Source organism: Streptomyces sp. NPDC091281 (assembly GCF_044757425.1).
Lineage (GTDB): Bacteria > Actinomycetota > Actinomycetes > Streptomycetales > Streptomycetaceae > Streptomyces.
Genome location: NZ_JBIVUY010000002.1, coordinates 381,459 through 408,450 on the forward strand (window position 1 = coordinate 381,459; position 26,992 = coordinate 408,450).

Here is a 26,992-nt window from a genome sequence, read left to right on the forward strand (position 1 = left end):
GGCCGCCCGATGCCGGAACAGCCCTGCCCGCCCCGCCCGTTCCCGAACCGACGGCCGCACCCGACGCCCCGGCCCGGCGCGGCCCACCGGCCCGCCGCTCTCCCGTCCGGGCCGCCGCCCGTCCGCGTGGTCGTGGCCGACGACAACCCGGTGGTCCGCGCGGGACTGACGGCGCTGCTCACCGGCCGCGCGGACATCACGGTCGTCGCCGAGGCCGCCGATGGGCGCGAAGCCTGCGAGGCGGCCGAACTCCACCGACCCGACCTGGTCCTCCTGGACGTCCGCATGCCGGGCACGGACGGCCTGTCGGCCCTGCCCCGGCTGGTGCGCGTCGCGTCGGTGATCATGCTGACCTACAGCGACGAGTCGGCCCTCGTCCGCGAAGCCCTGCACCGCGGGGCGCTCGGCTACCTGGTCCACGGCGAGTTCACCGTGACGGACCTGCTCACCGCGGTACGCGACAGCATCACCGGACGGTCCCACCTCACTCCGACGGCCGCGACCGCGGTCTTGGCCGGGCTCCGGTCGGGCGAGACCGTACACAGTGCGACTGCACATGATGACGGACCCTCACCGGCCTTATTTTCTAGTACTTTCCCCGAACGGCTTTCGCAGTTGCAATCTGGTATGGGACAGTCTCGTAGGGGGTTCCGACTCAGCGCTAGGGAGGCGGAGATCATGGACCTCATCGCCTCGGGCCTGAACAACCAGCAGATCGCCGCCACCTGCTTCATCAGCGAGAAGACGGTCAAGAACCACATCAACCGCATCTTCGCCAAGCTGCACAGCGCCAGCCGCGCGGAAGCCGTGGCCAAGTGGCTGGGAACGGCGGTGACTCCGTGACCCTCCCCCCGACCCCCGGCGGCCGGGCCCGGACTTGGGCCCTGGGACCCTCGCGGACGCCCTCCCCTCCGCTCTACGTTCCTCTTGCCGTCAACATCCCAAACGGAGGGGAACACCATGAGCGACCTGCTGCTGAAGACCGCCACCGCGGCCACGGTCCGGGTGAACGGCTGGCGCGACACGGCCGTACGCTCCCTCCGCCGCCGGGGCGACCGGGGTCAGACGGCGGTGGAGTACCTGGGGATCATCGCGGTGGTCGTCGCGATCGTGGTGCTGATCGCCAACACGAACCTCGGCCAGACCATCGTCGACAAGCTCCGGGCACAGATCGCCAAGGTGGCGCCCTGATCCGATCGCGGACCCGGGGCGACACTGGGCAGGTCTTCCCCACCTACCTCATGGTGGTGGCGGGCCTGCTCTTTCTCGCGTTCGCCTACTTCGCGGTCGGCCAGGCCGCGGTGAACCGCAACGGCGCCCAGACGGCGGCCGACGCGGCGGCGCTGGCAGCTGCGCAGGAGACCCGGGACGGCCTTGCCGACCAGTGGGTGCGCGATGTCCTCGATCCCTCGAAATGGCGGAACATCTTCGACGGTGCGGGAGTCACCCTGCCGGACCCGTGCTGGCGCGCCTCCGAACTCGCCGCACAGAACGACGCGCACGTGGACAACTGTTCTCCGCAGGGCCTCCGATTCGCGGTGCGTGTGCAGACCAACCGGACGCTGGGGAGTTCGGTCGTTCCCGGTACGAGCCAGCGGCGGTCCCACGCCGACGCGGTGGCGGAGATCGAGCCTCTGTGCACCTTCGAACTCCCCGAAGGCGACCCCGGGGAAGGCGACCCCGGGGACGACGAGGGAGCCGACCCGGCCGAGGGCGCCGTGCTGCCTTCGCTCACTTGCGACGAGGGCAGGGTCTGGGAGTTGGACCCCGAGCAACTCGGTGACCTGCCGGGCCCGGAGGATCTGTTCGACGTCCACCTGGCCGACTGACCCGCGTACCACGACTGGAGAAGGAAGCAGAGTGATGAGGATGCGCTTCGCGGCGAGAGCCGGCAGGCGGATGGCCGCAGTGGTGGTTGTGGCCGGATTGGCCGTCGGCGCGACGGCGTGCGGCGGCGGTGGCGACGACGGCAAGAAGCCTCAGAGTTCCGCGTCCACGTCCCGAGGGAGCGATTCCCGGCCCAGCACCCAGGACGGTGAGTCGCCGGAGCCGCTGGCCGAGGTGAAGGGACCGAGCGGCCTCCTCCTCCAGATCATCTCCGCGACACGGGACTCCGGCGGATTCGTCACCGTGAACGGCGCGCTCAAGAACGACAGCGGGACGGAGAGCGTGATCCCCTCCGCGCTGAGCGGCAACGAGACCGAGATCATCAACAACGGTCTCTCCCTCGGCGGAGCCACCCTCGTCGACTCCAAGAGCAAGAAGCGCTACTACGTCCTCCGCGACACCGAGGGCCGCCCCCTGACCACGACCGGCTTCTCCACCCTCAAGGCCGGTGAGTCGATCGACGTGTTCCTCCAGTTCCCGTCCCCGCCCACCGACTCGACCGGCGTCTCCTTCCAACTCCCGCTGTTCCCCAGCGCGTCCATCCAGATCTCCGGATGACCCCCGCCATGACGCCCCCCCGCTTCGCCCTGGCCCTCACCACCGCCGCGGTCATGACCGCCACCGTGCTGCTCGGCGCGCCCGTCGCCCACGCCGACGATCCGCCCGGCACGCAGCCCAGCCCCGCCGCCCCCGTGGACGTCGATCCCAACGACCCCGATCTGAAGCTGCCCGAGGGCGGGACGCTCGCGGAGCCGAAGGTGCTGGACATCAAGGAGGTCGTCGAGGACGAGAGCGGGGACGAGCGGCGGGAGGACACCAACGCCGATGTCACCTTCGCCCTCCAGGCCGAGGTCCTCTTCGGCAAGGACAGCGCCAAGCTGGGCCCCGACGCCCAGGCCCGTATCGCCGGGATCGCCGCCGAGATCAAGAAGCAGAACGCCGCCCGCGTCCGCGTCTTCGGCTTCACCGACAACCTCGGCTCCGCCGCCCACGGCGACGTCCTGTCCAAGCAGCGCGCCAACGCCGTCCAGGCGGCCCTCGCCGGGGACCTGAACAACCCCGCCGTCACCTTCGAGGTGCGCGGCTACGGCGAGCAGTACCCCATCGCCGACAACTCCACCGAGGCGGGCCGCAAGAAGAACCGCCGCGTGGAGGTCACCTTCCCCCGCACCTGACGCCCACCTCCCCCACCCCCGGACCCCAGCCACCCCGCCCCTACGCCCGTACGTCGTCCCCCGCACCCCGCACGACCACCCGCACCCCTGTCCGCAGCCCCCACCCCGCCATCGCCCCGGCCGCCGCCTCCAGGACGTGGCGGGAGCGCGGGCGGGGGAGGCCCAGGCGGCCGGGCGGCATGGTGCGCACCGCGAGGACGGTGAGGTGCCGGTCCAGGTAGGCGACGTCGATCGGTATCCGCATGCCGAAGGTGTGGACGCTGCCCGCGGGGGAGAGCAGCAGCGCCCCCTCGACCGCGTCCCGCCCCAGCAGCCCCCGCGTCCGGGCCCGGTAGGACGCCGCGATCTCCAGCGGGACGGCCCGCTCACCCGACCCCGACCCCGACCCCGACCCCGACCCTGACGCAGACCCCGATCCCGCACCCGGCCCCGCCCCCGGCACCACCAGCACCGCCCGCCCGTCCCGGAACCGCCGCCCCATCCCGTCCCCCTCGCTTCCGTCCGATCCCGTGGTCGCCTCACCCGACGGTATCCCCGCGCCACCCGGCCGACCGCCCCGTTCCGTGGGACGGTGGACCCACCTCACCGCCGAGGGAACACAGGAGCCCGTATGCGTCCCATCGTCCTCACCATGTCCGTCTCCCTCGACGGCTACATCGAGGGTCCCGGCCGGGACATCTCCTGGCACCGCGTGGACGACGAGGTGCACCAGCACTTCAACGACAGCCTCCGCGAGGTCGACGCCTTCCTCAGCGGCCGGGTCACCCACGAGCTGATGGCCGGCTTCTGGCCGACGGCCGACCAGGACCCCGACGCGAGCGGGCCGATGGCCGAGTTCGCGGGCATCTGGCGGGAGAAGAAGAAGTACGTGTACTCGCGGACCCTGGACCGCGCCGACTGGAACACCACCGTCGTCCGGGACGTCGTCCCCGAGGAGGTCCGCGCGCTGAAGGAGGGCACCGGCGGCACACTCGCCCTCAGCGGGGCCGGCCTCGCCGCGTCCTTCCTCCGCCTCGGCCTCGTGGACGCGTTCCGGACCTACGTCCATCCCGTCCTGCTCGGCGACGGCACCCCGCTGTTCGCACCGGGCGCCGCCCCGGCCGACCTCCGCCTCACCGGCAGCCGGGTCTTCGGCAACGGCGTCGTCCAGCTCGACCACGTACGCGACACCCCGACGAAGCGGAGGGCGTAAAGCGGTTGTCGCGGTCCCGCCGTCTCGCATAGGAAAAGACCATGACCGCACTCGGCGCCGTGTTCCGCCCGCAACTGCCCCCCGAGCGGCTGAAGTCGGTCGCCCGGCTCGCCGACGCCTCCGGACTGGACGAGCTGTGGCTCTGGGAGGACTGCTTCCTGGAGGCCGGGATCTCCACGGCCGCCGCCGCCCTCGCCTGGACCGAACGCCTCCGCGTCGGCGTCGGCCTGCTCCCCGTGCCGCTGCGCAACGTCGCCCTCACCGCGATGGAGGCCGCGACCCTGCACCGCATGTTCCCCGGCCGGGTCACCCTCGGCGTCGGCCACGGCGTGCAGGACTGGATGGCCCAGGTCGGCGCCCGCCCCGCCTCCCCGCTCACCCTGCTGCGCGAGTACACGCTCGCCCTGCGCGGCCTGCTCGCCGGGCAGCGCCTCACCACCGAGGGCCGCTACGTCACCCTCCACGACGTCGCCCTCGACTGGCCGCCGGAGCACGCGACCGAGGTGCTCGTCGGCGGGATCGGCCCGCGCACCCTGCGCCTGTCGGGCGAGGTCGCCGACGGCACCCTCCTCAACGAGGTCTTCACACCCGACGGGGTCCGCGAGGCGCGCCGCCTGGTCGGGGAGGGCCGCGCGGCGGCGGGCCGCGACCCCGGACCGCACCGCGTCGTCGTGTACGTCTTCACCGCCACCGGAGCCGACGCCGCCCCCCGCCTCGCCCGCGAACTGGCCCGCGCGGGCCTGGCCGACGTGCCGGACCTCGGTGTCGCCGGGGACGCGGACCGGGTCGCGGCGACCGTCCGGGAGTACGCGGAGGCGGGCGCCGACACGGTCGTCCTGCTCCCGACGGCCGACGAACCCGACCCCGAGGGCTTCGTCCGCTTCACCGCCGAGGCCGTGCGGCCCCTGGTCGACTGAGCCCGGACCCAGCGAAAGCAACAACCCAATATTCGTCAAAGCACCCATAACGGCCCCGCGTGCCTCCTTGTCCTCCACGGGTTGTCCACATCGTTATGCCGACCCGTCCGTAACCCCGTCGCTCCGGGGTAAGTTCATCGCCAGGCAATTCGCGCCAGCAAAGCTGCGCGGGCGTCACCGCGCGGTGGAGGGGGCTGCGCGGTGCCGCCCGCGTCAAGCGGACGCACCCGCGGCGTTAGCCCGTCGGAGGGATGTCCGGCCCGAGGGCCCGGAACGGCCGAACCGGCACCGAAACCTCCACTTCCGCCCCGATCCGCAGTCTCCGCCTGGGATTTAGCTGGCTTTCGGCCATGAACCACCTGAGAATCCCACCCGCCGTGACCACCACCCCGTCGCCGGATGATTCCGGAGAGTAATTTTCCCGCGCCGATGCACCCGCCATCCCTCACGAAGGGTTATGGTGGAAGCCCCCCCTCGGGCCGGTCCGTATCCCCCCCCCACGGACCGGCCCGTTTTTTGTGCCCACCCCCGGCGGCAGCACCCCGTGTCCCCCTCCACCGCCACTCCCAAGGGGCGCGGGGAACCGCGCACCCCCACACGACCCACCCGCACCCGGAACCCCCTCCACCCCAACCCCCCTCACCCCCCACCCCCCAGAGGGGTAGGCTTCCGCCTCGCGGGGACCGCATCCGCACGGAGGGGCTGAGATTCACGTGAACCTGCGCGACAAGCTGCGCGGCCTGCTGGTGAGGCTGTACGCGCGCCGGGTGGAAGGCCACCTGGACCACGCTCAGGTGCCCAAGCACATCGGCGTCATCATGGACGGCAACCGCCGCTGGGCGAAGGCCGCCGGATCGACCACCGTCCACGGCCACCGCGCCGGAGCCGAGAAGATCGAGGAGTTCCTCGGCTGGTGCTCCGAGACGGACGTCGAGGTCGTCACCCTCTGGCTGCTGTCGACGGAGAACTTCGACCGGGCCGCGGAGGAACTCGTCCCCCTGCTCGGCATCATCGAGGACGTCGTACGCACCCTCGCCGCCGACGGCCGCTGGCGCGTCCACCACGTCGGCACCCCCGACATCCTGCCGTCCGCGATGCAGACCGCGCTGAAGGAGGCCGAGGAGGCCACCGCCCACGTCGACGGGATACTGGTCAACGTCGCCATCGGCTACGGCGGACGCCAGGAGATCGCCGACGCGGTCCGCTCGATGATCCTCGACGCCCGCGACCGCGCGGTCTCCATGGAGGACCTCGCCGAGTCCGTCGACATCGACATGATCGGCCGCCACCTCTACACCGGCGCCCAGCCCGACCCCGACCTGGTGATCCGCACCAGCGGCGAACAGCGGCTGTCCGGATTCATGCTCTGGCAGACGGCCCACTCCGAGTACTACTTCTGTGACGTCTTCTGGCCGGCCTTCCGCAAGGTCGACTTCCTGCGCGCGATGCGCGACTACGCGGCCCGCCACCGCCGCTTCGGCGGCTGAGAAAGGCCCCCCGGGGCTGCGCGGACGTACCCCGCCCGGCCCTTTTCCGGCGATCCCCGCCGCACCGGGCCGACCTGTCCGCGTACCCCGTGCCGGGGCGGACGTAACAAGGAGTTCACCGGGGCGCCGTCATATGCCGTGGCATGGCGGCGCATGTTCGAGGGCATAAAGCAACCAGGTCGACGCCCGAACCACGGGTGTCGGATCTCAGCGGACGGCACGGGGCCGTCCGCCCGGGAGGCCCTTTGCACCAGCCCGAACGTGCGGTCAGCACGGACGCAGCGGAGGGCCGGATCTCGGCCCGTGCAGGGTGCCGATTTCCGGCCCAGCTCCACTCCGTCGCTCCCCGACCTCTTCCGAGGGGGTACGTCCTTCCGTGGTGACCAGCACAAAGCGCCACCAGCCCGACCGGCGCACCTACGTTCTCGACACCAGCGTCCTGCTGGCCGACCCGCACGCGATGAACCGCTTCGAGGAGCACGAGGTCGTGCTGCCCATCGTGGTGGTCACCGAGCTGGAGGCCAAGCGGCACCATCCCGAACTCGGCTACTTCGCCCGGCAGGCCCTGCGCCTGCTCGACGACTACCGGGTGAAGTACGGCCGTCTCGACGCCCCCATCCCGATCGGGGAACTGGGCGGGACGATCCGTGTCGAGCTCAACCACTCGGACCCCAGCCTGCTGCCCTCGGGCTACCGCCTGGGGGACAACGACTCCCGCATCCTCGCGGTCGCGCGCAACCTCCAGGCCGAGGCGTACGACGTCACCGTCGTGTCGAAGGACCTGCCGCTGCGGATCAAGGCGTCCTCCGTGGGACTCCAGGCCGAGGAGTACCGGGCCGAACTCGCCATCACGGACTCCTCCGGCTGGACCGGCATGTCCGAACTGACCCTCCCCGGCGAACAGGTGGACATCCTCTTCGAGGAAGGCCACGTGTACGTCCCGGAGGCCGCCGACCTTCCCGTGCACACCGGGCTGACGATCCAGTCCGAGCGCGGCAAGGCCCTCGGCCGGGTCACCCCCGACGGCGGCGTCCGGCTGGTGCGCGGCGACCGGGAGGTGTTCGGGATCAAGGGCCGCAGCGCCGAGCAGCGCATCGCGCTCGACCTGCTGCTCGACCCCGACGTGGGCATCGTGTCGATGGGCGGCCGGGCCGGCACCGGCAAGTCCGCGCTCGCGCTCTGCGCGGGCCTGGAGGCGGTCCTGGAGCGCCGCCAGCACAAGAAGGTGATGGTCTTCCGCCCGCTGTACGCGGTCGGCGGGCAGGAACTGGGCTATCTGCCCGGCTCCGAGGCCGAGAAGATGGGCCCCTGGGCGCAGGCCGTCTTCGACACGCTCTCCGCCGTCACCAGCCGCGAGGTCATCGAGGAGGTCACCGCCCGCGGCATGCTGGAGGTCCTGCCGCTCACCCACATCCGCGGCCGTTCGCTGCACGACGCGTTCGTCATCGTGGACGAGGCCCAGTCGCTGGAGCGCAACGTCCTGCTGACGGTGCTGTCCCGGATCGGCGCCAACTCGCGGGTCGTCCTGACCCACGACGTGGCCCAGCGGGACAACCTCCGCGTCGGCCGGTACGACGGAGTGGTCGCCGTCGTCGAGAAGCTGAAGGGACACCCGCTCTTCGCGCACGTCACCCTCAACCGGTCCGAGAGGTCCCAGATCGCGGCCCTTGTGACCGAATTGCTGGAGGACGGGCACATCTGACCGGACCGCCCCATTGGGCGGTCCCCCGAAGGCAGTTGGCGCCGTCCGGCAAAGGCAGTGAGCCTAGCCGGGCGGCGCCTTCATGGGGGGTGAACGGTGAAATCCCCAGGGCCAAACCGGATGTGAGCTTTCACACGCAACTCGGAATTGCCACCCGGCGTCGGGGTACGGCAGAGTCTCACTCCTGTCAGGCCCCCGCATGCGACACACGTGTACCCCCAGCGGTACGGCACCACAGAGCAGTACAGCCAACTCCATAGACCTCGTCGTATGCCGCCCGAGCACCATGCGGCGCTCCCCAGCCGGGAGTTGCCCACCGGGTCCGTGCCTCCCGTGACCGCGCAGTGGGGAGGCCAGTGCCAGGGGCACGATCGCGTCCGCCAGGGTCACCGAAGCGGGCGACGCTGGAAGGAAACCGTGTGAGCCGGATCTCGGTCCGGGGATTCGCAGTGGCCTCGGCCACCGCGGTCACCGCCGTCGGAAGCGTTGTCGGCGTTGCCTCGGGCAGCACCGCGCAGCCCAACGACGCAGAGGCGACGGCGTTCGACGCCACGACGCTCCTCGCGGACATCCCTGTCGGCCAGCAGGCCCAGGTGCAGACCGCGTCCCTCACGCAGCAGGCCAGCGTCCAGGCCATCGCCGCGGACGAGAGCGCCAAGAAGGGCGCCGAGGAGGCGGCCCGCAAGGCCGCCGCCAAGACCGCGATCGCGAAGAAGGAAGCCGCCGAGAAGGAGGCCAAGGCCGCCAAGGAGGCCAAGGAGCGCGCCGAGGCGAAGACCAAGGCCAGCCGCAGCGCGTCCGACTTCCCGGTCCAGTCCTCGTACACCATCGCGCAGATCCAGGCGATGGCCCAGCAGATGGTCCCCGGCGGCCAGTACCAGTGCTTCAGCAACATCGTGAACCACGAGTCCAGCTGGAACATGAACGCGGTCAACCCGTCGTCCGGCGCCTACGGCCTCTTCCAGGCCCTGCCCGCGGGCAAGTACGCCTCGGCCGGCGCCGACTGGCGCACCAACCCCGCCACCCAGATCAAGTGGGGCCTGAACTACATGAACGACCGCTACGGCAGCCCCTGTGACGCCTGGTCGTTCTGGCAGGCCAACAACTGGTACTAGGCCGGACCCGGCGCAGGCCCCGGCCGCCGCCCTCTCCATCTGAATCTGACGCTTCGGCAGTAAGGAAACCGGTGTGAGCGGGACAGCGGTACGGGGCCTCGCGGTGATGTCCGCGACGGCCGTCACCACCGTCGGAGCGGTCGTCGGCGTCAGCCAGGCCGGTACCGTCGAGCACTCCGCCGCCGCCGACGGCACCGGAGCCTCCACCCTCCTCGCGGACCTGCCCGCCGGGCAGCAGGCGCAGGTGCAGAGCGCGTCCCTGACCCAGCAGGCGGGGGCCCAGGCGATCGCCGCCGACGCCGTCGCCCGCAAGTCGGCCGAGGAGACCGCCCGCGTGCAGGCCGCCGAGGCCGCGGTCGCGAAGAAGAAGTCCGCGCAGAAGAAGGCCGCCGAGAAGAAGGCCGCCGAGGCCAAGGAGAAGGCCGAGCGGGAGGCCGCCGAGCGCGCCGCCGCGGAAGCCGGGACGGACGACTCCGCCGAGTCCACGACCAAGGCCTCCGCCCCGGCCGGGGGCGGCGGCGGGGGCAGCTTCCCGCAGCAGGCGTCGTACACCGTCGCCGAGGTGCAGGCCATCGCCCGCCAGATCGTGCCCGCCGGGCAGTTCCAGTGCTTCAGCAACATCGTCGACCACGAGTCGACGTGGAACTACCGTGCCGTGAACCCGACTTCGGGCGCCTACGGCCTCGTCCAGGCCTACCCCGCGTCGAAGATGTCCTCCGAGGGCGCCGACTGGCGCACCAACCCGGCCACCCAGATCAAGTGGGGCCTGAACTACATGAACGACCGCTACGGCAGCCCCTGCGACGCCTGGTCCTACTGGCAGGCCAACGGCTCCTACTGAGCCCGCCCGACGGCCCGCCGCCCGCGACGCTCCGCCCCGCCCCCGCCGCCTCCACCCCGCCCCCGCCCTCCAGCAGCCCCCGCCCGTCCTAGGGTGCGGGGCCCGCGCCCTGTACGGTCTAAGCCGACGGGCACCAGGCTCTGAGCCCACGGGCACCAGGCGGGACTCCAGGGGGCGCGCCCCGGGGGGAGTGGTGGCGGAAGACGGGGGAAGAGGACGGATCATGTCGCGAGTGCCACGGTGGCTCGGCCGGGTCGGAGCCAAGCTGACCGAGATGGGGGAGCGGCTCGACGAGCGCCGCGCCGAGGTCGAGCGGGAGAGCCGCGGGGAACGCCGGGCGACTCCCGCCGTCCCCGAGCCCGCCCCGCTCCCTGTGGAGGCGCCGCCCCCGGCGCCCCGCCCCGACCCCGCCCAGGTCGTCCCCTGGGGCGTCCGGGTCGCCGCCGAGGCGGGCTGGCGGCTGCTGGTCCTCGCCGGGACGGTCTGGGTGCTGATGCGGGTCATCAGCGCCGTCCAACTGGTCGTGCTGGCCTTCGTGGTCGCGTTGCTGCTGACGGCGCTGCTGGAACCGACGGTCGCCCGCCTCAAGCGGCTCGGCGTGCCGCGCGGGCTGGCCACCGCGATGACGGCGATTCTCGGGTTCGTCGTGATCGGCCTGATGGGCTGGTTCGTGACCTGGCAGGTCATGGAGAACATCGACAACCTCTCCGACCAGGTCCAGGACGGCATCGAGGACCTCCGCCGCTGGCTGCTCAACAGCCCCTTCCACGTCACCGACAAGCAGATCAACGGCATCGCCAAGAACCTGCGGGACGCGGTCGGCGCCAACACCGACGAGATCACCTCGGCGGGCCTGGAGGGCGTCACCGTCGTCGTCGAGGCGCTCACCGGCATCCTGCTGTCGTTCTTCTCGACGCTCTTCCTGCTCTACGACGGCAAGCGCATCTGGCAGTGGACGCTGCGCCTGGTCCCCGCCACCGCCCGGCCGGGCGTCGCGGGCGCCGGTCCCCGGGCCTGGGCGACGCTCACGGCGTACGTCCGCGGCACGGTGCTGGTGGCCCTGATCGACGCCATCTTCATCGGCCTCGGCATCTACTTCCTGGACGTGCCGATGGCCGTCCCGCTGGCCGTGTTCATCTTCCTGTTCTCCTTCATCCCGCTGGTCGGCGCGGTCGCCTCCGGCGCGCTCGCCGTGGTCGTCGCGCTGGTCACCCAGGGCGTGTTCACCGCGGTGATGACCCTCGCGGTGGTGCTGGCGGTGCAGCAGATCGAGGGGCACATCCTCCAGCCGTTCATCCTCGGCCGGGCCGTGCGCGTCCACCCGCTCGCGGTGGTCCTCGCGGTGGCCTGCGGCGGCCTGGTGGCCGGGATCGGCGGCGCGGTGGTCGCCGTACCGCTGGTCGCCGTCACCAACACCGTGGTCGGCTATCTGTACGCCTACTCGCGCGAGCCCGCCCTGCTGACCGCGCCGCAGCCGCGCGGCGCGACCGCCGTGGACGTCGCCCCCGTACGGCCGCCGGTGCCCGCTCCTGAGCCGTCCGCCGGTGCGGCACCCGCCGGGACCGGGGGAGCGGACCCGGCGCCCGGAGCCGCGCCGGAACCCGGCCAGGACACCGAACCCCCCAAGTAGCCACCCCCGCCGGGCATACGGGAAGGGCCCCGCTCACTGAGGTGAGCGGGGCCCTTCGCCGTCGTCCGCGCGGCACGGCCGCGTGCGGTTCGTGACGGTCAGGCCGAGAGGACGGCCTCCGCGTCGAGGGTGACGGCGACGGCCTGGACGACCGAGGCGATCTTGAACGCCTCCTGGATCACGTCCCGTTCGAGGCCCGCCTTGCGCAGCACCTGCTCGTGCGAGTCGAGGCACATGCCGCAGCCGTTGATGGCGGACACGGCGAACGACCACAGCTCGAAGTCGACCTTGTCGACACCCGGGTTGCCGATGACGTTCATCCGCAGACCGGCCCGCAGGGTGCCGTACTCGTGGTCCGACAGCAGGTGGCGGGTGCGGTAGAAGACGTTGTTCATCGCCATGATCGCCGCGGCCGACTTGGCGGCCGTGTACGCCTCGGGCGTGAGGTGGGCCTTCGCCTCCGGCTCCAGCTCGCGCAGCACGATCGGGGAGCGCGAGGCGATCGCGGTCGCCAGCACGGTGCCCCAGAGCTGCTGGGCGGGCAGGTCGGAGTTGCCGATGACCGAACCCAGGTTGAGCTTCAGGTCCTTGGCGTAGTCGGGTATGGCCGACTTGAGGGTGTCGAGGGGCATCTCAGGTCACTCCCCGGCCAGCAGCGCGACCGGGTCCAGGGTGGACTCGCCCTTGGTCCAGTTGCAGGGGCACAGCTCGTCGGTCTGGAGGGCGTCCAGGACCCGCAGGACCTCCTTCGGGTTCCGGCCGACGGAGCCCGCGGTGACCATGGTGAACTGGATCTCGCGGTTCGGGTCCACGACGAAGACGGCGCGCTGGGCGAAGCCGTCCTCGCCCTCGATGCCGAGGTCGCGCATCAGCTCGTGCCGGGAGTCGGCCAGCATCGGGAACGGCAGGTCGGTCAGGTCCGGGTGGTCCTTGCGCCAGGCGTGGTGCACGAACTCCGAGTCGCCGGAGAAGCCCAGGATCTGCGCGTCGCGGTCGGCGAACTCCTCGTTCAGCTTGCCGAACGCGGCGATCTCGGTCGGGCACACGAAGGTGAAGTCCTTCGGCCACGCGAAGACCACGAGCCACTTGCCCTCGTAGGACTTGTGGTGGATCTGCTCGAACTCCGCGCCCTTCTCCAGCGATACGCAGGCGGTCAGTTCGAACTCGGGGAACTTGTCACCGACAGTGAGCACACGCTCTCCTTGCAGCGAAGAAGCGCCCGCACTGGCAGGCGCTTCCCATGGGTTGGACGATCACGATGCTGGCACAGGGTGCATTGATTCGAGAAATCGATACACTCGGACGTGTTGATCGGAGGTAGCTATCAGTGACCGTAGGTAATGTGGGGGCCAAGAGGCGGCTGCCCAGTCTGGCCCAGCTGCGGGCCTTCGCGGCCGTCGCCGAGCACCTGCACTTCCGGGACGCGGCCGCCGCGCTCGGCATGAGCCAACCCGCCCTGTCCGGTGCCGTGTCCGCGCTGGAGGAGGCGCTCGGGGTGACCCTGCTGGAGCGCACCACCCGCAAGGTGCTGCTCTCCCCGTCCGGCGAACGGCTCGCCGTCCGCGCCCGCGCCGTGCTCGCCGAGGTCGGCGCCCTGATGGAGGAGGCGGACGCGGTCCGGGCCCCCTTCACCGGCGTGCTGCGCCTCGGCGTCATCCCCACCGTCGCCCCGTACCTGCTGCCCACCGTGCTGCGCCTGGTCCACGACCGCTACCCCGACCTCGACCTCCAGGTCCACGAGGAGCAGACGGCCAGCCTCCTCGACGGGCTGCACTCCGGCCGCCTCGACCTGCTGCTGCTCGCCGTGCCGCTCGGCGCCCCCGGCGTCGTCGAACTCCCCCTCTTCGACGAGGACTTCGTCCTGGTCACCCCGCTCGGCCACCCGCTCGGCGGGCGCGAGGGCATCCCGCGCGAGGAGCTGCGGGAGCTGAACCTGCTGCTCCTGGACGAGGGGCACTGCCTGCGTGACCAGGCGCTCGACATCTGCCGTGAGGCGGGCCGCGACGACGCGCCCGTCACCACGACCGCCGCCGGACTCTCCACCCTCGTCCAGCTCGTCGCGGGCGGCCTCGGCTGCACCCTGCTGCCGCACACCGCGGTCGCCGTCGAGACCGGCCGCTCCACCCATCTGCGCACCGGCTGGTTCGCCGACCCCGCCCCGACCCGCCGTATCGCCCTCGTCACGCGCACCGGCACCGCCCGCGGCACGGAGTACGCCGCGCTCGCCGACGCCCTCCGCGAGGCCCTGCGCCCGCTGCCCGTCCGGGTCCTGGGCGCGGACGCCTGAAACCGGCCGGCGTACCGGGACGCCGGCGCCGTACCGGGACGCCGACGGCCGAGGGCCCCTCCCACCAGAGGAGGGGCCCTCGGCCGTCGGCTCACGCGGGTCCCGGCCGGACGGTACGGGCCCGCGCGGGCCCCGTCGCGCGGTGCGGGGTCACTCGGTGCGCAGCCCCTCCGCCCGCATCAGCCGCAGCAGCGGCGGCAGGCTCAGCAGGGTCACCGCCACCACGACCGCCGCGGCGATCCCGGTCATCATCGCCACGCCCGGCCAGTCGACGCCGACGGGGACGTTCACCATCCGCAGCAGCACGGCGCCGAGTCCGATGCCGACGCCCACCGCGAGCACCAGCCCGAGCCCGATGGGGACGGCCGTCTGCCACAGCACCGACAGGCTCAGTGTGCGGCGCCGGGTGCCGAAGGCGACCAGCGACGACAGCAGCTTGCGCCGCTCCCGCAACTGCTCCAGCTGGGAGACCAGCAGGCTCGCCCCGATCAGCGCCAGCACCCCGGCCGCGCCGACCCGCAGCCCGAGCCGGATCGACTCGTACTGCGCGGACCGCGAGGTGGCGGTCCAGACCATGGGCTGGCTCATCGGGTCCACCAGGGCCGCCGTGTTGCGGACGTGGTCGTAGGCGTCCGGCACGGTCCGGTCCACGGACAGGTACAGCTCGCCCTTGACCACCTCCCGCATCGACGGCGGCAGCGCGCCCGGCGTCAGCAGGAACGCGTCCCGCCGGGTGCCGGTCGGGTCCTCGACGGACCGGGCGGGCTTCATGCCCGCGGGCAGCTTCCAGGCGGTCTCGCCGCGGTCCCCGATGACGGGCGTCTCCGCGTAGACCTTGGCCCCCGGCCGGTACATCTTCCGCGCCTCGGCCCCGTACTCGCCGCCCTGGAGGACGAACCCGTCGCCGTCCGCGCAGGACGGCAGCGAGGCCACCTCGCGCAGGTCCTTGCACGCGCCGACGACCAGCTCGGTCGTCACGGTGGGCCCGTTCTCGCTGCGCCAGGAGGCGTTGCCGAGGTAGCTCTCCCAGAGCGCGGTCACCTTCCGCACGCCCGGCGTCCGCTCGAACTCGCGGGCGGTGTCCGCCATCGGGGTGCCCTGCGGCACGTGCACCTGCATCTGGGCCCGCCGCAGGTCCTGGTGGGAGTTGACCTTCGTGTACGAGTCGTCGACCCCGGTGAACAGCATCTGGAGCGCGATCGCCCCGGCCACCGCCACCGCCACGCCGTTGACCATCCGGGCCGCGGTGCCGCTGCTCAACTGGAGCCTGCGCACCGCGAGTTGCCAGGACACCCCGCCCGCCCCGAGACGGCCCACGACCGTCTCCACCAGCCACGGCAGCAGCGCCGTCACCCCGACCAGGAGCAGCAGCACCCCGCCGATGACCAGGTACTGGTTGAACGCGCCGTTCTCGCTGCCCTGCCCGATCATCGGGTACAGCATCCCGAGCCCCGCCACCGGCAGCAGCACCCGCCACCACAGACGGCGCCGGGCGGGCTTCGCGGCCCGCACCACGCCCAGCGGCTCGATGACCACCCCGCGCAGCGCCAGCAGGGTGACGAGGACGGCGGCGGACGGAACCGCGATCACCACCAGCGCGGCCAGCCACGGCGAGGGGTTGAGATAGCTGGGCCACACGCTCACGCCCAGCACCTCGACCGACCCGGCCAACTCCCGTCCGACGAGGAAGAACCCGGTGCCGAACACCAGCCCCAGCAGCGAGCCGGCCATCGCCTCGCCCGCCGCGACCCGCCGGGTCATCCCGCTGTCGGAGCCCACCAGCCGCAGCGCCGCCAGCCGCCGGTCGCGCCGCTCGCCGCCGAACCGCACGGCCGCCGCGATGAACACGGCCACCGGCATCAGCAGCACCACGATCACGACGATGTTGAGCAGCACCAGCACCGGATCGGCCGTCTCGGTGGTCGGGTCCGGGTTGCCGAACTCGGTGATCCGGGCCGTCGTCGAGCCGTCGATGTGCGCGGGGAGGCCGGTGGCGCCCGCGTAGTAGGCCAGCTCCTTGGAGCCGACCAGTCCGGCCTCGCCGATGGTGCCGACGACCCGGTACGGCAGGCGTTCGCGCAGCAGCTTCGACCCGTCGGAGTCGAGCAGCTCGCCGAGCGCGGGGGAGACCACCATCTCGTCCGGCGCGGGGAAGCGGCTCACCCCGGGCGGCAGCGGGGCGCGCGGCCCCTCCGGCTCCACCAGCCGGCCGCGGATGTCCCGGTCCCGGAAGGTGGTGTCGATGTCGGCGATCACCAGGGTGTCGGCGGCCTTCGGCGGCACCTTCTGGCTGTACGTGTAGTCGAGCCGGGCCTGTTCGCGGTCGTGCCGGGCGGAGAGCGCGCCGGGCAGCGCCGTCGACAGCAGCAGCAGGGCCACGCCGAGGCCGACGCCGAGCGCGGTCAGCCCCGCCCGGACCCAGCCCTCGCGGCCCCCGGCGAAGGCGAACCGGAGCCCGAGGCCCAGGTCCCTGGCCCACTGACGCGGGTTCATACGACCCGCTCCATGTCCCGTGACTTGCCGTCGCGTACGACGATCTCGCGGTCGGAGTAGGCGGCGACGCGTGCCTCGTGGGTGACGAGGACGACGGCGGCGTTGGCGGTGCGGGCGGCCTCGGTGAGCAGTTCCATCACGCGTTCGCCGTTGAGGGAGTCGAGGGCGCCGGTGGGTTCGTCGGCGAACACCACGCGCGGCCCGGTGACCAGCGAACGGGCCACGGCGACGCGTTGGCCCTGGCCGCCGGAGATCTCGCCCGGCCGCTTGCGCCCGAGGTCGTCGACCTCCAATTTCTGCATCCACTCCAGCGCGGTCCGCTCGGCGAGCTTGCGCGGGGCGCCGTTCAGCCGCAGCGGCAGCGCCACGTTCTCCACGCAGGTCAGCTCCGGCACCAGCTGCCCGAACTGGAAGACGAACCCGAACTCCGACCGGCGCAGGGCGCTGCGCGCGGCGTCGTTCATGGTGGCGAGTTCCTGCCCGTCGTAGGTGATCGAGCCCGAGTCGGGCGGCACGATCCCGGCGAGGCAGTGCAGCAGCGTGGACTTGCCGGAGCCGGAGGGGCCCATCACGGCGACGACCTCGCCGGGGTGGATGGAGAACGCGGCGCCGTCCAGCGCCATGGTCGCGCCGTACGCCTTGCGCAGGTCGTGGGCGGCCAGCAGGGAGCCCGCGGGGGCGTTCACGAGGCCACCGCCTCTCGCAGCTTGTCGAGGCGCGCCGCGGTCAGCTCCAGCCAGCGCAGGTCCGCCTCCAGGTGGAACAGGGCGTGGTCGCAGATCAGCTGGTCGGCGAGGTCGCCCTTGCGCTTGCGGTCGGTGAGGATGCGCATGCTGCGCAGGTGCTCGGAGCGCTGCGTGTCGAGGATGTCGGCCGCGTCGCGGTGGGTGAGCAGCGCGAGGACGACCTTCGTGTAGAGGGTCGACTGGAGGTACGGCTCGGGCTTCTCCGGCGTGGCCAGCCAGCGCGCGACGTCGGTGACGCCGGCGCCGGTGATGGCGTACCGCTTGCGCTCCGGGCCGCCGCCGGCCTCGATGCCGTCGACCTCGACGAGGCCGTTCTTCAGCAGCCGCGACATCGTCGAGTAGACCTGGCCGTAGTGCAGCGGCCGGTCGTGACCGAACTTCTCGTCGAAGGCCCGCTTCAGGTCGTAACCATGACGGGGCCCGGACTCCAGGAGTCCCAGGAGGGTGTGACCGATGGACATGCCGAGGACTCTACACACGGTGTATACCCTCTGTGTATACGCCCTGTGCAGAGCTGATGGCAGGGGGTGGCCCCGCCCAGGTGAGGGCGGGTTGTCACGGTTCTGCAACAGGGGCGGGGGCGGTCCCGAGGGGGTCGGCCCAGGGCCGTCCCGGCCCGGCCGGGGGTCCCCTCTCCGGGGACCTTGAGGGCGAGGCCGCTCAGACCGACGGGGGCCTGGGGGCGGGGCCCCCGGGAGGCCGCCCCCGACGGGGTAGCGGCCCCGTCTCCCCGGGCAGCCGCCCCGCCTCCTTCAGCGCCCTCCGCAGCAGGAACTCGATCTGCGCGTTCGCGGACCGCAACTCGTCGGCGGCCCACCGCGCCACCGCGTCGTGCACCGCCGGATCGAGCCGCAGCAGCACCTGCTTCCGCCGCGCCGCCCCCCGCCGGGGCCCCGCGCCCTCCGCCGGGGGCGACGGCTCCGCCGCCGCGCCCCCCGGCGCCTCCTCCGGCGAGGATGACGAGGACGTCACTGGTACAGCGACCCGGTGTTGAGCACCGGCTGCGGCGCCCGGTCCCCGCACAGCACGACCATCAGGTTGGACACCATCGCCGCCTTCCGCTCCTCGTCCAGCTCCACGATCCCCTGCTCCGCGATCCGGGCGAGCGCCGCCTCGACCATGCCGACCGCGCCGTCCACGATCTCGCGCCGGGCGGCGACCACCGCGCCCGCCTGCTGCCGCTGGAGCATCGCGGAGGCGATCTCGGGGGCGTAGGCGAGGTGCGTGAAGCGGGACTCGATGATCTGCACCCCGGCCGCCTCGACCCGCGCGTGCAGTTCGACGGCGAGCTTCTCGGTGATCTCCTCGGCGTTGCCGCGCAGCGAGAGGCCGTCCGCGTCGTGGGCGTCGTAGGGGTACTCGATGGCGATGTGCCGGACGGCCGCCTCGGTCTGGGTGGAGACGAACTCCAGGAAGTCGTCCACCTCGAAGGTGGCCTGCGCGGTGTCCTCCACCCGCCAGACCACGACCGCGGCCAGCTCGATCGGGTTGCCGTAGGCGTCGTTGACCTTGAGGACGGCCGTCTCGTGGTTGCGGACGCGGGTGGAGATCTTCTGCCGGGAGGTGAACGGGTTCACCCAGCGCAGCCCGTCCTCGCGGATGGTGCCGCGGTAGCGGCCGAAGAGCTGCACCACCCGTGCCTCGCCGGGCGCCACCATGTTCAGCCCGCACATCGCGAGGAACGCGGCGAGCGCGACGAGGATGCCGCCCACGATCAGCGCGGCCTTGCCGCCGGTCGCGTCGACCGCGCTGGAGGCCACGATCAGTCCGGCGCCCGCCGCGAGGCCCGCGAGCCCGCCCAGCAGGGCGAGTCCGCCGCCGACGCTGCGCGCCGGGAACTCGTGGACGCGCGGCGCGGGCATCTCGGGCAGGTCGTCGGTCTCCGCCGCGGCCGTTCTGGTGTCCGCGGGGCGGTTGTCGTCGTGCGTGCTCACAGGGCTCCCCCGTTTCCGCGCGGACCGGCCGCGCACTAGCGTGCTTCTATCTAAGTGATATCACTTTACCCCGTCGTGGCAACCCTGAACCCCCGCCGTACGTCGAATCCGGTGGACCGGTGCGCCGGTTCCGCCGCGCGGGGTGCTGATTCTCACGCCCCCGCGGGCCCCGATGGACCCCCCTGTGTCACAGCGAGCGGTGTTAGTTTTCTGAGCTGACCTGCCCCTGGACACGGGTGTGACGGCCGAGTAGGAAGCGGAGCGAGCGGACTCATGGGACGAGCGGAAGAGAGACGAGCGCGACAGCGCGGCGGGCGCCGCTCGGCGCCGAAGAGCCGCCCGCCGCGGCCCACGGCTCCCGCGACGCACAGTGGGTCGGCGGCCACCGCACAGGACACCGCGCCGGGCCCCGCAGGGACCGCCACGGCGCCCACGGGCGGCCGCGCCGCCGCGCGCCGCGACGCCCGCAAGGGAGCCGCCAAGGGCGCGAAGGCCGAACGCGGCCGAATACGCCGCCTGTTCACCTGGAAGAAGATGCTCGGCACCTTCCTCGGCCTCTGCCTGCTCGTCATCGGCGCCTTCGTCGTGCTGTACATGACGACCCCGATCCCCGCGGGCAACGCCGCCGCCCAGCTCCAGAGCAACGTCTACAAGTACAGCGACGGCACGCTCCTGGCCCGCGACGGCGACGTCAACCGGGAGAACGTCGACCTCTCCCAGGTCCCCAAGGACGTCCAGCACACCTTCGTCGCCGCCGAGAACAAGACCTTCTACGACGACTCCGGCGTCGACTTCAAGGGCACCACCCGCGGTCTGCTCAACACCGTGCTGGGCCGCGGCGCGCAGGGCGGCTCGACCATCACCCAGCAGTACGTCAAGAACTACTACCTGACGCAGGAACAGACGGTCACCCGCAAGCTCAAGGAACTGGTCATCTCGCTGAAGCTGGACCGCGAGAAGTCCAAGGACTACATCCTCGCCGGGTACATCAACACCAGTTACTACGGCCGCGGCGCCTACGGCATCCAGGCCGCCTCCCAGGCCTACTACGGCGTCGACGCCGACAAGCTCACCGTCCCGCAGGGCGCCTACCTCGCCGCCCTGCTCCAGGCACCGAGCCAGTACGACGTGTCGACCGCCAGCGAGACCGGCAAGAAGCTGGTGACCCAGCGCTGGAACTACGTCCTCGACAACATGGTCGAGGAGGACTGGCTGGACGCCTCCGACCGCGCGGGCATGAAGTTCCCCGAGATCAAGGAGCCCAAGGCCGCCCCCGGCCAGGAGGGCCAGGTCGGCTACCTCGTGAAGGCCGCCAACAGCGAGCTGGAGAAGCAGCTCGTCGCGCAGGGCGTCGCCGAGAGCCGCGAGGAGGCCGAGGCGATGGTCAACGCGGGCGGCTGGAACATCACGCTCACCATCGACAAGAAGAAGCAGAAGGCGCTCCAGGCCTCCGTCAAGGAGCAGCTCACCGGCAAGCTCGACCCGAAGGAGCGCAAGGTCGACGCCGACGTCCAGGCCGGTGCCGCCTCGGTGGACCCGAAGACGGGCGCGGTCGTCGCGATGTACGGCGGGGTCGACTACACCAAGCACTACATCAACAACGCCACCCGCACCGACTACCAGCCCGCCTCCACCTTCAAGCCGGTGATCCTGGCCGCCGCCCTCGACCAGGGCGCCGTCACCCAGGACGACGAGAAGATCACCGCCGACACCGTCTACGACGGCACGAGCAAGCGCCCGGTCGTCGGCAGCGACATCGGCTTCGCCCCGGAGAACGAGGACGACGTCGACTACGGCCCGGTCCCCCTCCAGACCGCGATGAACAAGTCCGTGAACTCCGTCTTCGCGCAGCTCGGAGTGGACGTCGGCATGGACAAGGTCCTGAAGACCGCCGCCGCCCTCGGCATGGACACCCAGGACCTCAAGGCGGTGCCCGCGCAGACCCTGGGCACCATGGGCGCCAGCCCGCTCCAGATGGCGGGCGTCTACGCCACCCTCGACAACCACGGCCGCAAGGTCACCCCGACCCTCATCAAGGCCGTCGAGAACAGCGCCCACGCGGTGAAGCCCGCCGATCCGATCGGCGGCCAGGTCATCAGCCGCGAGGCCGCCGACTCGGTCACCTCGGTGCTCACCGGAGTGGTGGACGACGGTACGGCGCAGGGTTCGGTGCGCGACAACCCGCGGCGCAACGGCCAGAAGGTCGCGGGCAAGACGGGCACCTCCGACGACAACAAGTCGGCCTGGTTCACCGCGTACACCCCGGACCTGGTCACCTCGGTCGGCCTGTTCGGCGAGTCCGCCAAGCCCCCGCACCCGCAGGTCACGCTGACCGGCGCGACGGGCGAGATCCCCGGCAAGGGCCGGATCAACGGCGGTGGCTTCCCGGCGCGGATCTGGGCGGACTACACGTTCGGCGTCTCCAAGAAGGTCTCCAAGTTCGACCTGGACACCGACCAGGGCGCGGCCGTCCGCAAGCCCGCCCCGCCGAGCCCGTCGAAGTCGCCGTCGGAGACCCCGTCGGAGGAGCCGACCACCAAGGAGCCCACGAAGGAGCCCACGAAGTCGGAGAAGCCGTCCGAGTCGCCGACCACCGAGAAGCCGACGGACGAGCCGACGACGGAGGAACCGACGACGGAGCCGCCGACCACGACGGCGCCGCCCACGGAGGAGGAACCGGAGAACCCGCTGGAGCCGCAGCGCGACCAGCAGGCGGCCCCCAGGAACTGACCCGCGCACACCGACGTCGTACGACGGAGAGGGGGCGCCCGGCGAATCCGCCGGGCGCCCCCTCTCCGTTCTCGGGTCCCGCTCTCCAACGTTGTCATCGGGTGCCGTCATGGACCGGACGGGCCCGGTGGGTGTCAGCCCTGGCCGGGGTTCAGCTCGAACCACACGACCTTGCCGGTGCTGAGCCGGGTGGCTCCCCACCGCCGGGCGAGCCGGTTGACCAGGATCAGTCCCCGGCCGCCCTCGTCGGTGGCCCGCGCCTGCCGCAGCCGCGGCAGTTGCGGCACGTCGTCGCCGACCTCGCACCGCAGCACGTCCGTGCGCAGCAGCCGCAGCGTCACCGGCCGCGTCGCGTACCGCACGGCGTTGGTGACCACCTCGCTCACCAGCAGCTCCACCGCGTCCGTCATGTCCTCCAGGCCCCAGCGGACCAGCGCCCGCCGCGCGAGCCGCCGGGCCCGGCCCGGCGCCGCGTCCTCCGGCTCCAGGAACCAGTACGCGACGTCGTTCGGCGCGATCCCGTCGAAGCGGGCGGCGAGGAGCGCGATGTCGTCGTCCCGGTCGCCCGGACCGAGCATGTCGAGCACCTCGTCGCAGAGCGCCTCCAGCGGCGGCGGATGGTCGGGCCCGGTGAGCTGCGCGGTCGCGGCGAGCTTCTCCCGCAACTGCTCTATCCCGGTCGCCACGTCCCGCAGCCGGGACTCCACCAGGCCGTCGGTGTAGAGCAGCAGGGTGGCCCCGGCGGGCGCGTCCAGCTCGACGGCCTCGAAGTCGACCCCGCCGACCCCGATCGGCGCGCCCGGCGGCACCCGCAGCACCTCGGCCCGGCCGCCCAAGTGCAGCAGCACGGGCGGGGGATGGCCCGCGTTGGCGATGGTGATGCGGTGCGAGACCGGGTCGTACACCGCGTACAGGCAGGTCGCCATGCGGTCGCTGCCCAGGCGCTGCGCCTGCTCGTCGAGGTGGTGCAGCACCTCCTGCGGCGGCAGGTCGAGGCCCGCGAGGGTCTGCGCGGTCGTGCGGAGCTGGCCCATGATGGCGGCGCTGGTCATGGAGTGCCCCATGACGTCCCCGACCACCAGCGCCACCCGGCTGCCCGGCAGCGGGATCGCGTCGTACCAGTCGCCGCCGACCCGCGCGGTCTCCGCGGCGGGCAGGTAGCGGGACGCCAGCCGGACACCGGTGGGGCGCGGCAGGTGCTCGGGGAGCATGGTGCGCTGCAACTCGTCCGCGATGTACGCCTCGCGGTCGTACAGCACCGCCTTGTCGATGCCGAGGGCGCTGTGGGTGGCGAGCTGCGCGGCCACCAGCAGGTCGTCGTTCTCGAACGGGATGCGCTCGGGGAGCCGGATGAAGACGGCGGCGCCGATCACCCGGCGCCGTCCGCGCAGCGGGGCCAGGATCGCCCGCAGTCCGCCCGGGATCTCCAGCCGGCTCTCCGCGCCGAGGAGTTCGGGCAGCGCGGCCGTCGCCGCCGGGGTGTCCGCGAACACCGGGCGCACCCCGCGCAGCACCTCCGCGAGCGCCCCGCCGGGCCGCACCTCGCACAGCTCGCCGATCGCCGCCGACAGCTCGGACAGCTCCGGCGTCTCGGGCGGCGGCAGGCCCAGTTGCGCGAAGCCCGGCTCGGGCTCGCGCTCCTCGGGGATGCGGTCGGTGCGCCGCAGCCGCAGCACGACACGGTCGGCGGCGGGCCGCTCGTCACCGACGGGCAGCGGGTCGCGCAGGTAGACGAGGATCGCGTCGGAGAAGGTCGGCACGGTGGCCCGGCACAGCCCCATCACGATCTCGTCGAGGTCCAGGCCGCGGGCGATCCGCCGGGTGGCGGCGCCCACGAAGCGCAGCCGGTCCCCGTCGCGCCGCATGGGCGTGGGGCGGCCGGACGCGGGCGACTGCCCGGTCCGCCGTTCGCGCGCGTCCGGGCCGCGCTCGGCGGCCCGTGACTCGGCGCCCGGCTGGAGCGGGATGCCCTCGGGTACGGGACGGGGCCGGTGCGTGTCGGCCTCGGCGGCCGCCGACACCGGCTGGGAGTGCTCGGCGTCGGACGACACGGCCGAATCCTTTCGCTTGCCGCCCGCTCCGGAGCCCTCCGCCGCGGCCGGGCCCGGCGCCGCGGCGCCGGGCGTGCCCTCGGTACGGGCCTGTGCGGCGGCGGGAGAGGCGGGAGGTAAGGCGGTGGCCCCCGGTGCCGGGGTACGCGGAGACGCCCCGCGGGGGTCCGTGGGGTCCACGCCCTGGGGGCGGTCGAAGGAGGTGGGCTGCTCCGTCACGCGTGTCGAATCCGTCCGTCCGGGGCTGCGCGCCGCGCGCGCAGTTGGTCCCGCAGAGAACCCGATACCCGGAATGCGTGTCCCCGGAACGGAATTCCCGCGTGGTCAGAGGCTGTTCCTGTGCCGCCGGTGCACGGGGCGCGGCGGCCGGGGCCTGCTCCGGCCCTGCCCGTGGTGCTCTCGTACCCCTCGCTCACGTCCTGCCGCCCCTCGGTGACGTTCGGTCAGACCCGGTGTGCACTCCGGGAGTTGCGGTTGATGCGCCCGCGCGGAGGACGATCCTACGGTTGTCGCCCGGGGGCGCATCAAGAGTCTCATGTGGACAGCCGCGCGGCTGTCCGGTCCCAGTCCTCCGGCAGCAACGGTACGGCCCAGGACGGGTCCGGGCGCCAGTTCTCCCAGCCGTCCGCGAACGGGGACCCCCAGGCGCGCACCACCTCCACGGCGGCCCGGCCAGCCTCCCGGACCTGTTCGGCCACGTCGGCGTCCATCAGGCCGTCCTGCTGGGCCTGCGCGAACTCGTCCTCGTCGCGCCAGCCCCAGGAACGGTCGGGGAAGACGCACAGGTCGAGGAAGTGGTCCTCGGAGTCCACCGCGCCGTCCCGGCGGGCGAGCGGTTCCTCGAGGTTGACGTACCAGTTCTTGAACTGCCAGCCCGGTTCCCAGAACAGCCACACCGACCACGGCTCGCCGGGCCGGGCCAGCTTCAGCACACCGGTGCCGAACCAGCGGTCCACGACCACCGTGCGCGGCTTGGTGTAGCGGGTGACGAGGGGCTCCTGGTGCAGCGGGGTGCCGTCGGCGAGCACCGGCTTGACGCACCGGGTGCCGGGGGCCATCCACACCGCGAGCAGGTCGGCGTCGTCGCGGACGACGGTGACCGGCCGGACGATGTGGAAGACCTCGCCGCCGTTCTCCCGGTACCGCCACAGGATGTGGTCCCCGGGCCGCCAGAAGCCCGTCGCGCCGCCCGTTCCCACGCGCCTCACCGCTCCGCCGTCTGCCATGGACAGATATTAGGTGCCACACGCATACGACGCTGCGGCGCGCGTCACGGTTCTCACGCCCGGGGCGGAAAGGTCACGGGCGTGTCATCCGCAGGACATCCAGCGCCTCGTCGAGCTGTTCGACCGTCAGGTCGCCGCGCTCCACGTAGCCGCCGTCGAGCACCGTCTGCCGGATCGTCGTCCGCTCGGCGAGGGCCTTCTTGGCGACCTTGGCGGCCTCCTCGTAGCCGATGTACTTGTTGAGCGGGGTGACCACGGACGGGGAGGACTCGGCGTACTCGCGGGCGCGCTCGCGGTGCGCCACGACGCCGTCGACGGTGCGGTCGGCGAGCAGCCGGGAGACGTTGGCCAGCAGCCGGACCGACTCCAGAACGTTCTTGGCGATCACCGGGAGCATCACGTTCAGCTCGAAGTTCCCGGCCGCGCCCGCCGTCGCCACGGTGGCGTCGTTGCCGACGACCTGGGCGGCGACCATCAGGACGGCCTCCGGGATCACCGGGTTGACCTTGCCCGGCATGATCGACGAGCCCGGCTGGAGGTCGGGCAGGCTGATCTCGGCGAGCCCGGTCCGCGGCCCCGACGCCATCCACCGCAGGTCGTTGGCGATCTTGGTCAGCCCCACGGCGATCGTCCGCAGCTGCCCGCTGGTCTCCACGACGCCGTCGCGCGCGCCCTGCGCCTCGAAGTGGTCGCGGGCCTCGGTCAGCGGCAGCCCCGTCGCGCGGGCCACCTCCTGGATGACGGCCGCGGAGAACCCGGGCGGGGTGTTGATGCCGGTGCCGACGGCGGTGCCGCCCAGCGGCAGCTCGGCGAGCCGGGGGAGCGAGGCGTGCAGCCGCTCCACCCCGTACCGCACCTGCGCCGCGTACCCGCCGAACTCCTGCCCCAGCGTGACGGGCGTGGCGTCCATGAGGTGCGTCCGCCCCGACTTCACCACGTCGGCGAACTCCGCGGCCTTCCGCTCCAGCGCCTCGGCCAGGTGCTCCAGGGCGGGCACGAGGTCGCGGGTGACGGCGGCGGTGGCCGCGATGTGGATCGAGGAGGGGAAGACGTCGTTGGAGGACTGCGAGGCGTTGACGTGGTCGTTGGGGTGCACGTCCCGCCCGAGCCGCTCGGTGGCGAGGGTGGCGATGACCTCGTTGGTGTTCATGTTGGACGAGGTCCCCGACCCGGTCTGGAACACGTCCACCGGGAAGTGCTCGTCCCACCGCCCCTCCGCGACCTCGGCGGCGGCCTCCTGGATCGCCTCGGCCACCTCCTTGTCGAGCACGCCCAACTCGGCGTTCACTTTGGCCGCGGCCCCCTTGATCCGCGCCAGCGCCTCGATGTGCGCCCGCTCGATCCGCTGCCCCGACACCGGGAAGTTCTCCACGGCCCGCTGCGTCTGCGCCCGCCACTTGGCGTCCGCCGGTACGCGGACCTCACCCATGGAGTCATGCTCGATACGGAATTCGCTCATGCCGGGTACAGCGAACGGGGGGCCGCGGTTGTTCCTCCGGCGCAGGTCGTTTCAGCCCGTCCTCCAGCAGCCCGTCTGGGGGTCCCCCCTCTGGGGGAGTTTGAGGACGAGGCCCGTCCA

Annotated in this window: 25 protein-coding genes; 14 read left to right on the top strand and 11 right to left on the bottom strand. The window is 72.3% G+C overall.

Annotated elements, in window-relative coordinates; genetic code table 11:
- Nucleotides 1–9: 9 nt before the first annotated feature.
- The 5 genes from ACIQPQ_RS06225 (at nt 10) to ACIQPQ_RS06245 (ending at nt 3,062) form a co-directional block, all read left to right on the top strand.
- Nucleotides 10–843, top strand: coding sequence for a response regulator (locus tag ACIQPQ_RS06225; protein ID WP_401300349.1), 834 nt, complete (start codon nt 10–12; stop codon nt 841–843).
- 117 nt (nt 844–960) lie between these two features.
- Nucleotides 961–1,191, top strand: a complete 231-nt coding sequence (locus tag ACIQPQ_RS06230) for a Flp family type IVb pilin (protein WP_401300352.1) — start codon at nt 961–963, stop codon at nt 1,189–1,191.
- A 50-nt stretch (nt 1,192–1,241) separates the two neighbouring features.
- Entirely contained in the window at nt 1,242–1,829 is a 588-nt protein-coding gene (locus ACIQPQ_RS06235) for a pilus assembly protein TadG-related protein (protein ID WP_401300354.1), read from the top strand.
- Between the two features lie 34 nt (nt 1,830–1,863).
- A complete protein-coding gene (locus ACIQPQ_RS06240) occupies nt 1,864–2,445 on the top strand; it encodes a hypothetical protein (RefSeq protein ID WP_401300357.1) in 582 nt (193 codons plus the stop codon).
- Nucleotides 2,446–2,453: 8 nt separating this feature from the next.
- Entirely contained in the window at nt 2,454–3,062 is a 609-nt protein-coding gene (locus tag ACIQPQ_RS06245; protein WP_401300360.1) for an OmpA family protein, read from the top strand.
- 40 nt (nt 3,063–3,102) lie between these two features.
- On the opposite strand, the gene ACIQPQ_RS06250 is transcribed toward ACIQPQ_RS06245, so the two are convergent.
- Entirely contained in the window at nt 3,103–3,543 is a 441-nt protein-coding gene (locus ACIQPQ_RS06250; RefSeq protein ID WP_401300362.1) for a DUF192 domain-containing protein, read from the bottom strand.
- A 129-nt stretch (nt 3,544–3,672) separates the two neighbouring features.
- Between ACIQPQ_RS06250 and ACIQPQ_RS06255 the strand changes: the two genes are divergently transcribed.
- The 7 genes from ACIQPQ_RS06255 to ACIQPQ_RS06285 all read left to right on the top strand — a co-directional run bounded on the left by ACIQPQ_RS06255 (nt 3,673) and on the right by ACIQPQ_RS06285 (nt 11,946).
- Nucleotides 3,673–4,254 (top strand): dihydrofolate reductase family protein, encoded by a 582-nt coding sequence (locus tag ACIQPQ_RS06255; RefSeq protein WP_401300365.1) that lies wholly within the window; start codon nt 3,673–3,675, stop codon nt 4,252–4,254.
- Between the two features lie 41 nt (nt 4,255–4,295).
- A complete protein-coding gene (locus tag ACIQPQ_RS06260) occupies nt 4,296–5,171 on the top strand; it encodes an LLM class flavin-dependent oxidoreductase (RefSeq protein ID WP_401300368.1) in 876 nt (291 codons plus the stop codon).
- Between the two features lie 713 nt (nt 5,172–5,884).
- Complete coding sequence (locus ACIQPQ_RS06265) at nt 5,885–6,658, top strand: isoprenyl transferase (RefSeq protein ID WP_383770203.1); 774 nt, start codon at nt 5,885–5,887, stop codon at nt 6,656–6,658.
- Nucleotides 6,659–7,034: 376 nt separating this feature from the next.
- Nucleotides 7,035–8,360, top strand: a complete 1,326-nt coding sequence (locus ACIQPQ_RS06270; RefSeq protein ID WP_401300370.1) for a PhoH family protein — start codon at nt 7,035–7,037, stop codon at nt 8,358–8,360.
- Nucleotides 8,361–8,779: 419 nt separating this feature from the next.
- Nucleotides 8,780–9,475 carry a transglycosylase SLT domain-containing protein gene (locus tag ACIQPQ_RS06275; RefSeq protein WP_401300373.1) on the top strand — a complete coding sequence of 232 codons (696 nt, stop codon included), beginning with the start codon at nt 8,780–8,782 and terminating at the stop codon, nt 9,473–9,475.
- Between the two features lie 73 nt (nt 9,476–9,548).
- A complete protein-coding gene (locus tag ACIQPQ_RS06280) occupies nt 9,549–10,316 on the top strand; it encodes a transglycosylase SLT domain-containing protein (RefSeq protein WP_401300376.1) in 768 nt (255 codons plus the stop codon).
- Nucleotides 10,317–10,539: 223 nt separating this feature from the next.
- Nucleotides 10,540–11,946: an AI-2E family transporter gene (locus tag ACIQPQ_RS06285; protein ID WP_401300378.1), complete on the top strand. Its 1,407-nt coding sequence runs from the start codon at nt 10,540–10,542 to the stop codon at nt 11,944–11,946.
- A gap of 98 nt (nt 11,947–12,044) precedes the next feature.
- Here the strand turns inward: ACIQPQ_RS06285 and ACIQPQ_RS06290 are convergent, their stop codons facing one another.
- Together ACIQPQ_RS06290 and ACIQPQ_RS06295 are read right to left on the bottom strand one after the other, a co-directional pair.
- The gene (locus ACIQPQ_RS06290; protein WP_401300381.1) at nt 12,045–12,578 is read right to left on the bottom strand and encodes an alkyl hydroperoxide reductase; all 534 of its coding nucleotides are present in this window, start codon (nt 12,576–12,578) and stop codon (nt 12,045–12,047) included.
- 6 nt (nt 12,579–12,584) lie between these two features.
- Nucleotides 12,585–13,139 (bottom strand): peroxiredoxin, encoded by a 555-nt coding sequence (locus ACIQPQ_RS06295; RefSeq protein ID WP_401300384.1) that lies wholly within the window; start codon nt 13,137–13,139, stop codon nt 12,585–12,587.
- 134 nt (nt 13,140–13,273) lie between these two features.
- Between ACIQPQ_RS06295 and ACIQPQ_RS06300 the strand changes: the two genes are divergently transcribed.
- Complete coding sequence (locus tag ACIQPQ_RS06300) at nt 13,274–14,233, top strand: LysR substrate-binding domain-containing protein (RefSeq protein WP_401300387.1); 960 nt, start codon at nt 13,274–13,276, stop codon at nt 14,231–14,233.
- A gap of 150 nt (nt 14,234–14,383) precedes the next feature.
- Here ACIQPQ_RS06300 and ACIQPQ_RS06305 read toward each other — a convergent pair whose 3' ends face one another.
- From ACIQPQ_RS06305 to ACIQPQ_RS06325, 5 genes are all read right to left on the bottom strand, one after another.
- Complete coding sequence (locus ACIQPQ_RS06305) at nt 14,384–16,726, bottom strand: FtsX-like permease family protein (protein ID WP_401300389.1); 2,343 nt, start codon at nt 16,724–16,726, stop codon at nt 14,384–14,386.
- Entirely contained in the window at nt 16,723–17,349 is a 627-nt protein-coding gene (locus ACIQPQ_RS06310; protein ID WP_383770716.1) for an ABC transporter ATP-binding protein, read from the bottom strand. Before ACIQPQ_RS06310 ends, ACIQPQ_RS06305 begins: the two co-directional genes overlap by 4 nt.
- A 59-nt stretch (nt 17,350–17,408) precedes the next feature.
- Entirely contained in the window at nt 17,409–17,933 is a 525-nt protein-coding gene (locus ACIQPQ_RS06315; RefSeq protein ID WP_401300392.1) for a PadR family transcriptional regulator, read from the bottom strand.
- A 199-nt stretch (nt 17,934–18,132) separates the two neighbouring features.
- Nucleotides 18,133–18,333, bottom strand: a complete 201-nt coding sequence (locus ACIQPQ_RS06320; RefSeq protein ID WP_401301520.1) for a hypothetical protein — start codon at nt 18,331–18,333, stop codon at nt 18,133–18,135.
- 107 nt (nt 18,334–18,440) lie between these two features.
- Entirely contained in the window at nt 18,441–19,334 is an 894-nt protein-coding gene (locus ACIQPQ_RS06325; RefSeq protein WP_383770713.1) for an SPFH domain-containing protein, read from the bottom strand.
- A 345-nt stretch (nt 19,335–19,679) separates the two neighbouring features.
- Here ACIQPQ_RS06325 and ACIQPQ_RS06330 point away from each other — a divergent pair, with 345 nt between their 5' ends.
- Nucleotides 19,680–22,136, top strand: a complete 2,457-nt coding sequence (locus ACIQPQ_RS06330) for a transglycosylase domain-containing protein (protein ID WP_401300395.1) — start codon at nt 19,680–19,682, stop codon at nt 22,134–22,136.
- Between the two features lie 134 nt (nt 22,137–22,270).
- Here the strand turns inward: ACIQPQ_RS06330 and ACIQPQ_RS06335 are convergent, their stop codons facing one another.
- The 3 genes from ACIQPQ_RS06335 to ACIQPQ_RS06345 form a co-directional block, all read right to left on the bottom strand.
- Nucleotides 22,271–24,406 (bottom strand): SpoIIE family protein phosphatase, encoded by a 2,136-nt coding sequence (locus ACIQPQ_RS06335; RefSeq protein WP_401300397.1) that lies wholly within the window; start codon nt 24,404–24,406, stop codon nt 22,271–22,273.
- A 314-nt stretch (nt 24,407–24,720) separates the two neighbouring features.
- The gene (locus ACIQPQ_RS06340) at nt 24,721–25,413 is read right to left on the bottom strand and encodes a DUF402 domain-containing protein (RefSeq protein WP_401300400.1); all 693 of its coding nucleotides are present in this window, start codon (nt 25,411–25,413) and stop codon (nt 24,721–24,723) included.
- A 73-nt stretch (nt 25,414–25,486) separates the two neighbouring features.
- Nucleotides 25,487–26,872 (bottom strand): class II fumarate hydratase, encoded by a 1,386-nt coding sequence (locus tag ACIQPQ_RS06345; RefSeq protein WP_383780132.1) that lies wholly within the window; start codon nt 26,870–26,872, stop codon nt 25,487–25,489.
- Nucleotides 26,873–26,992 lie beyond the last annotated feature (120 nt).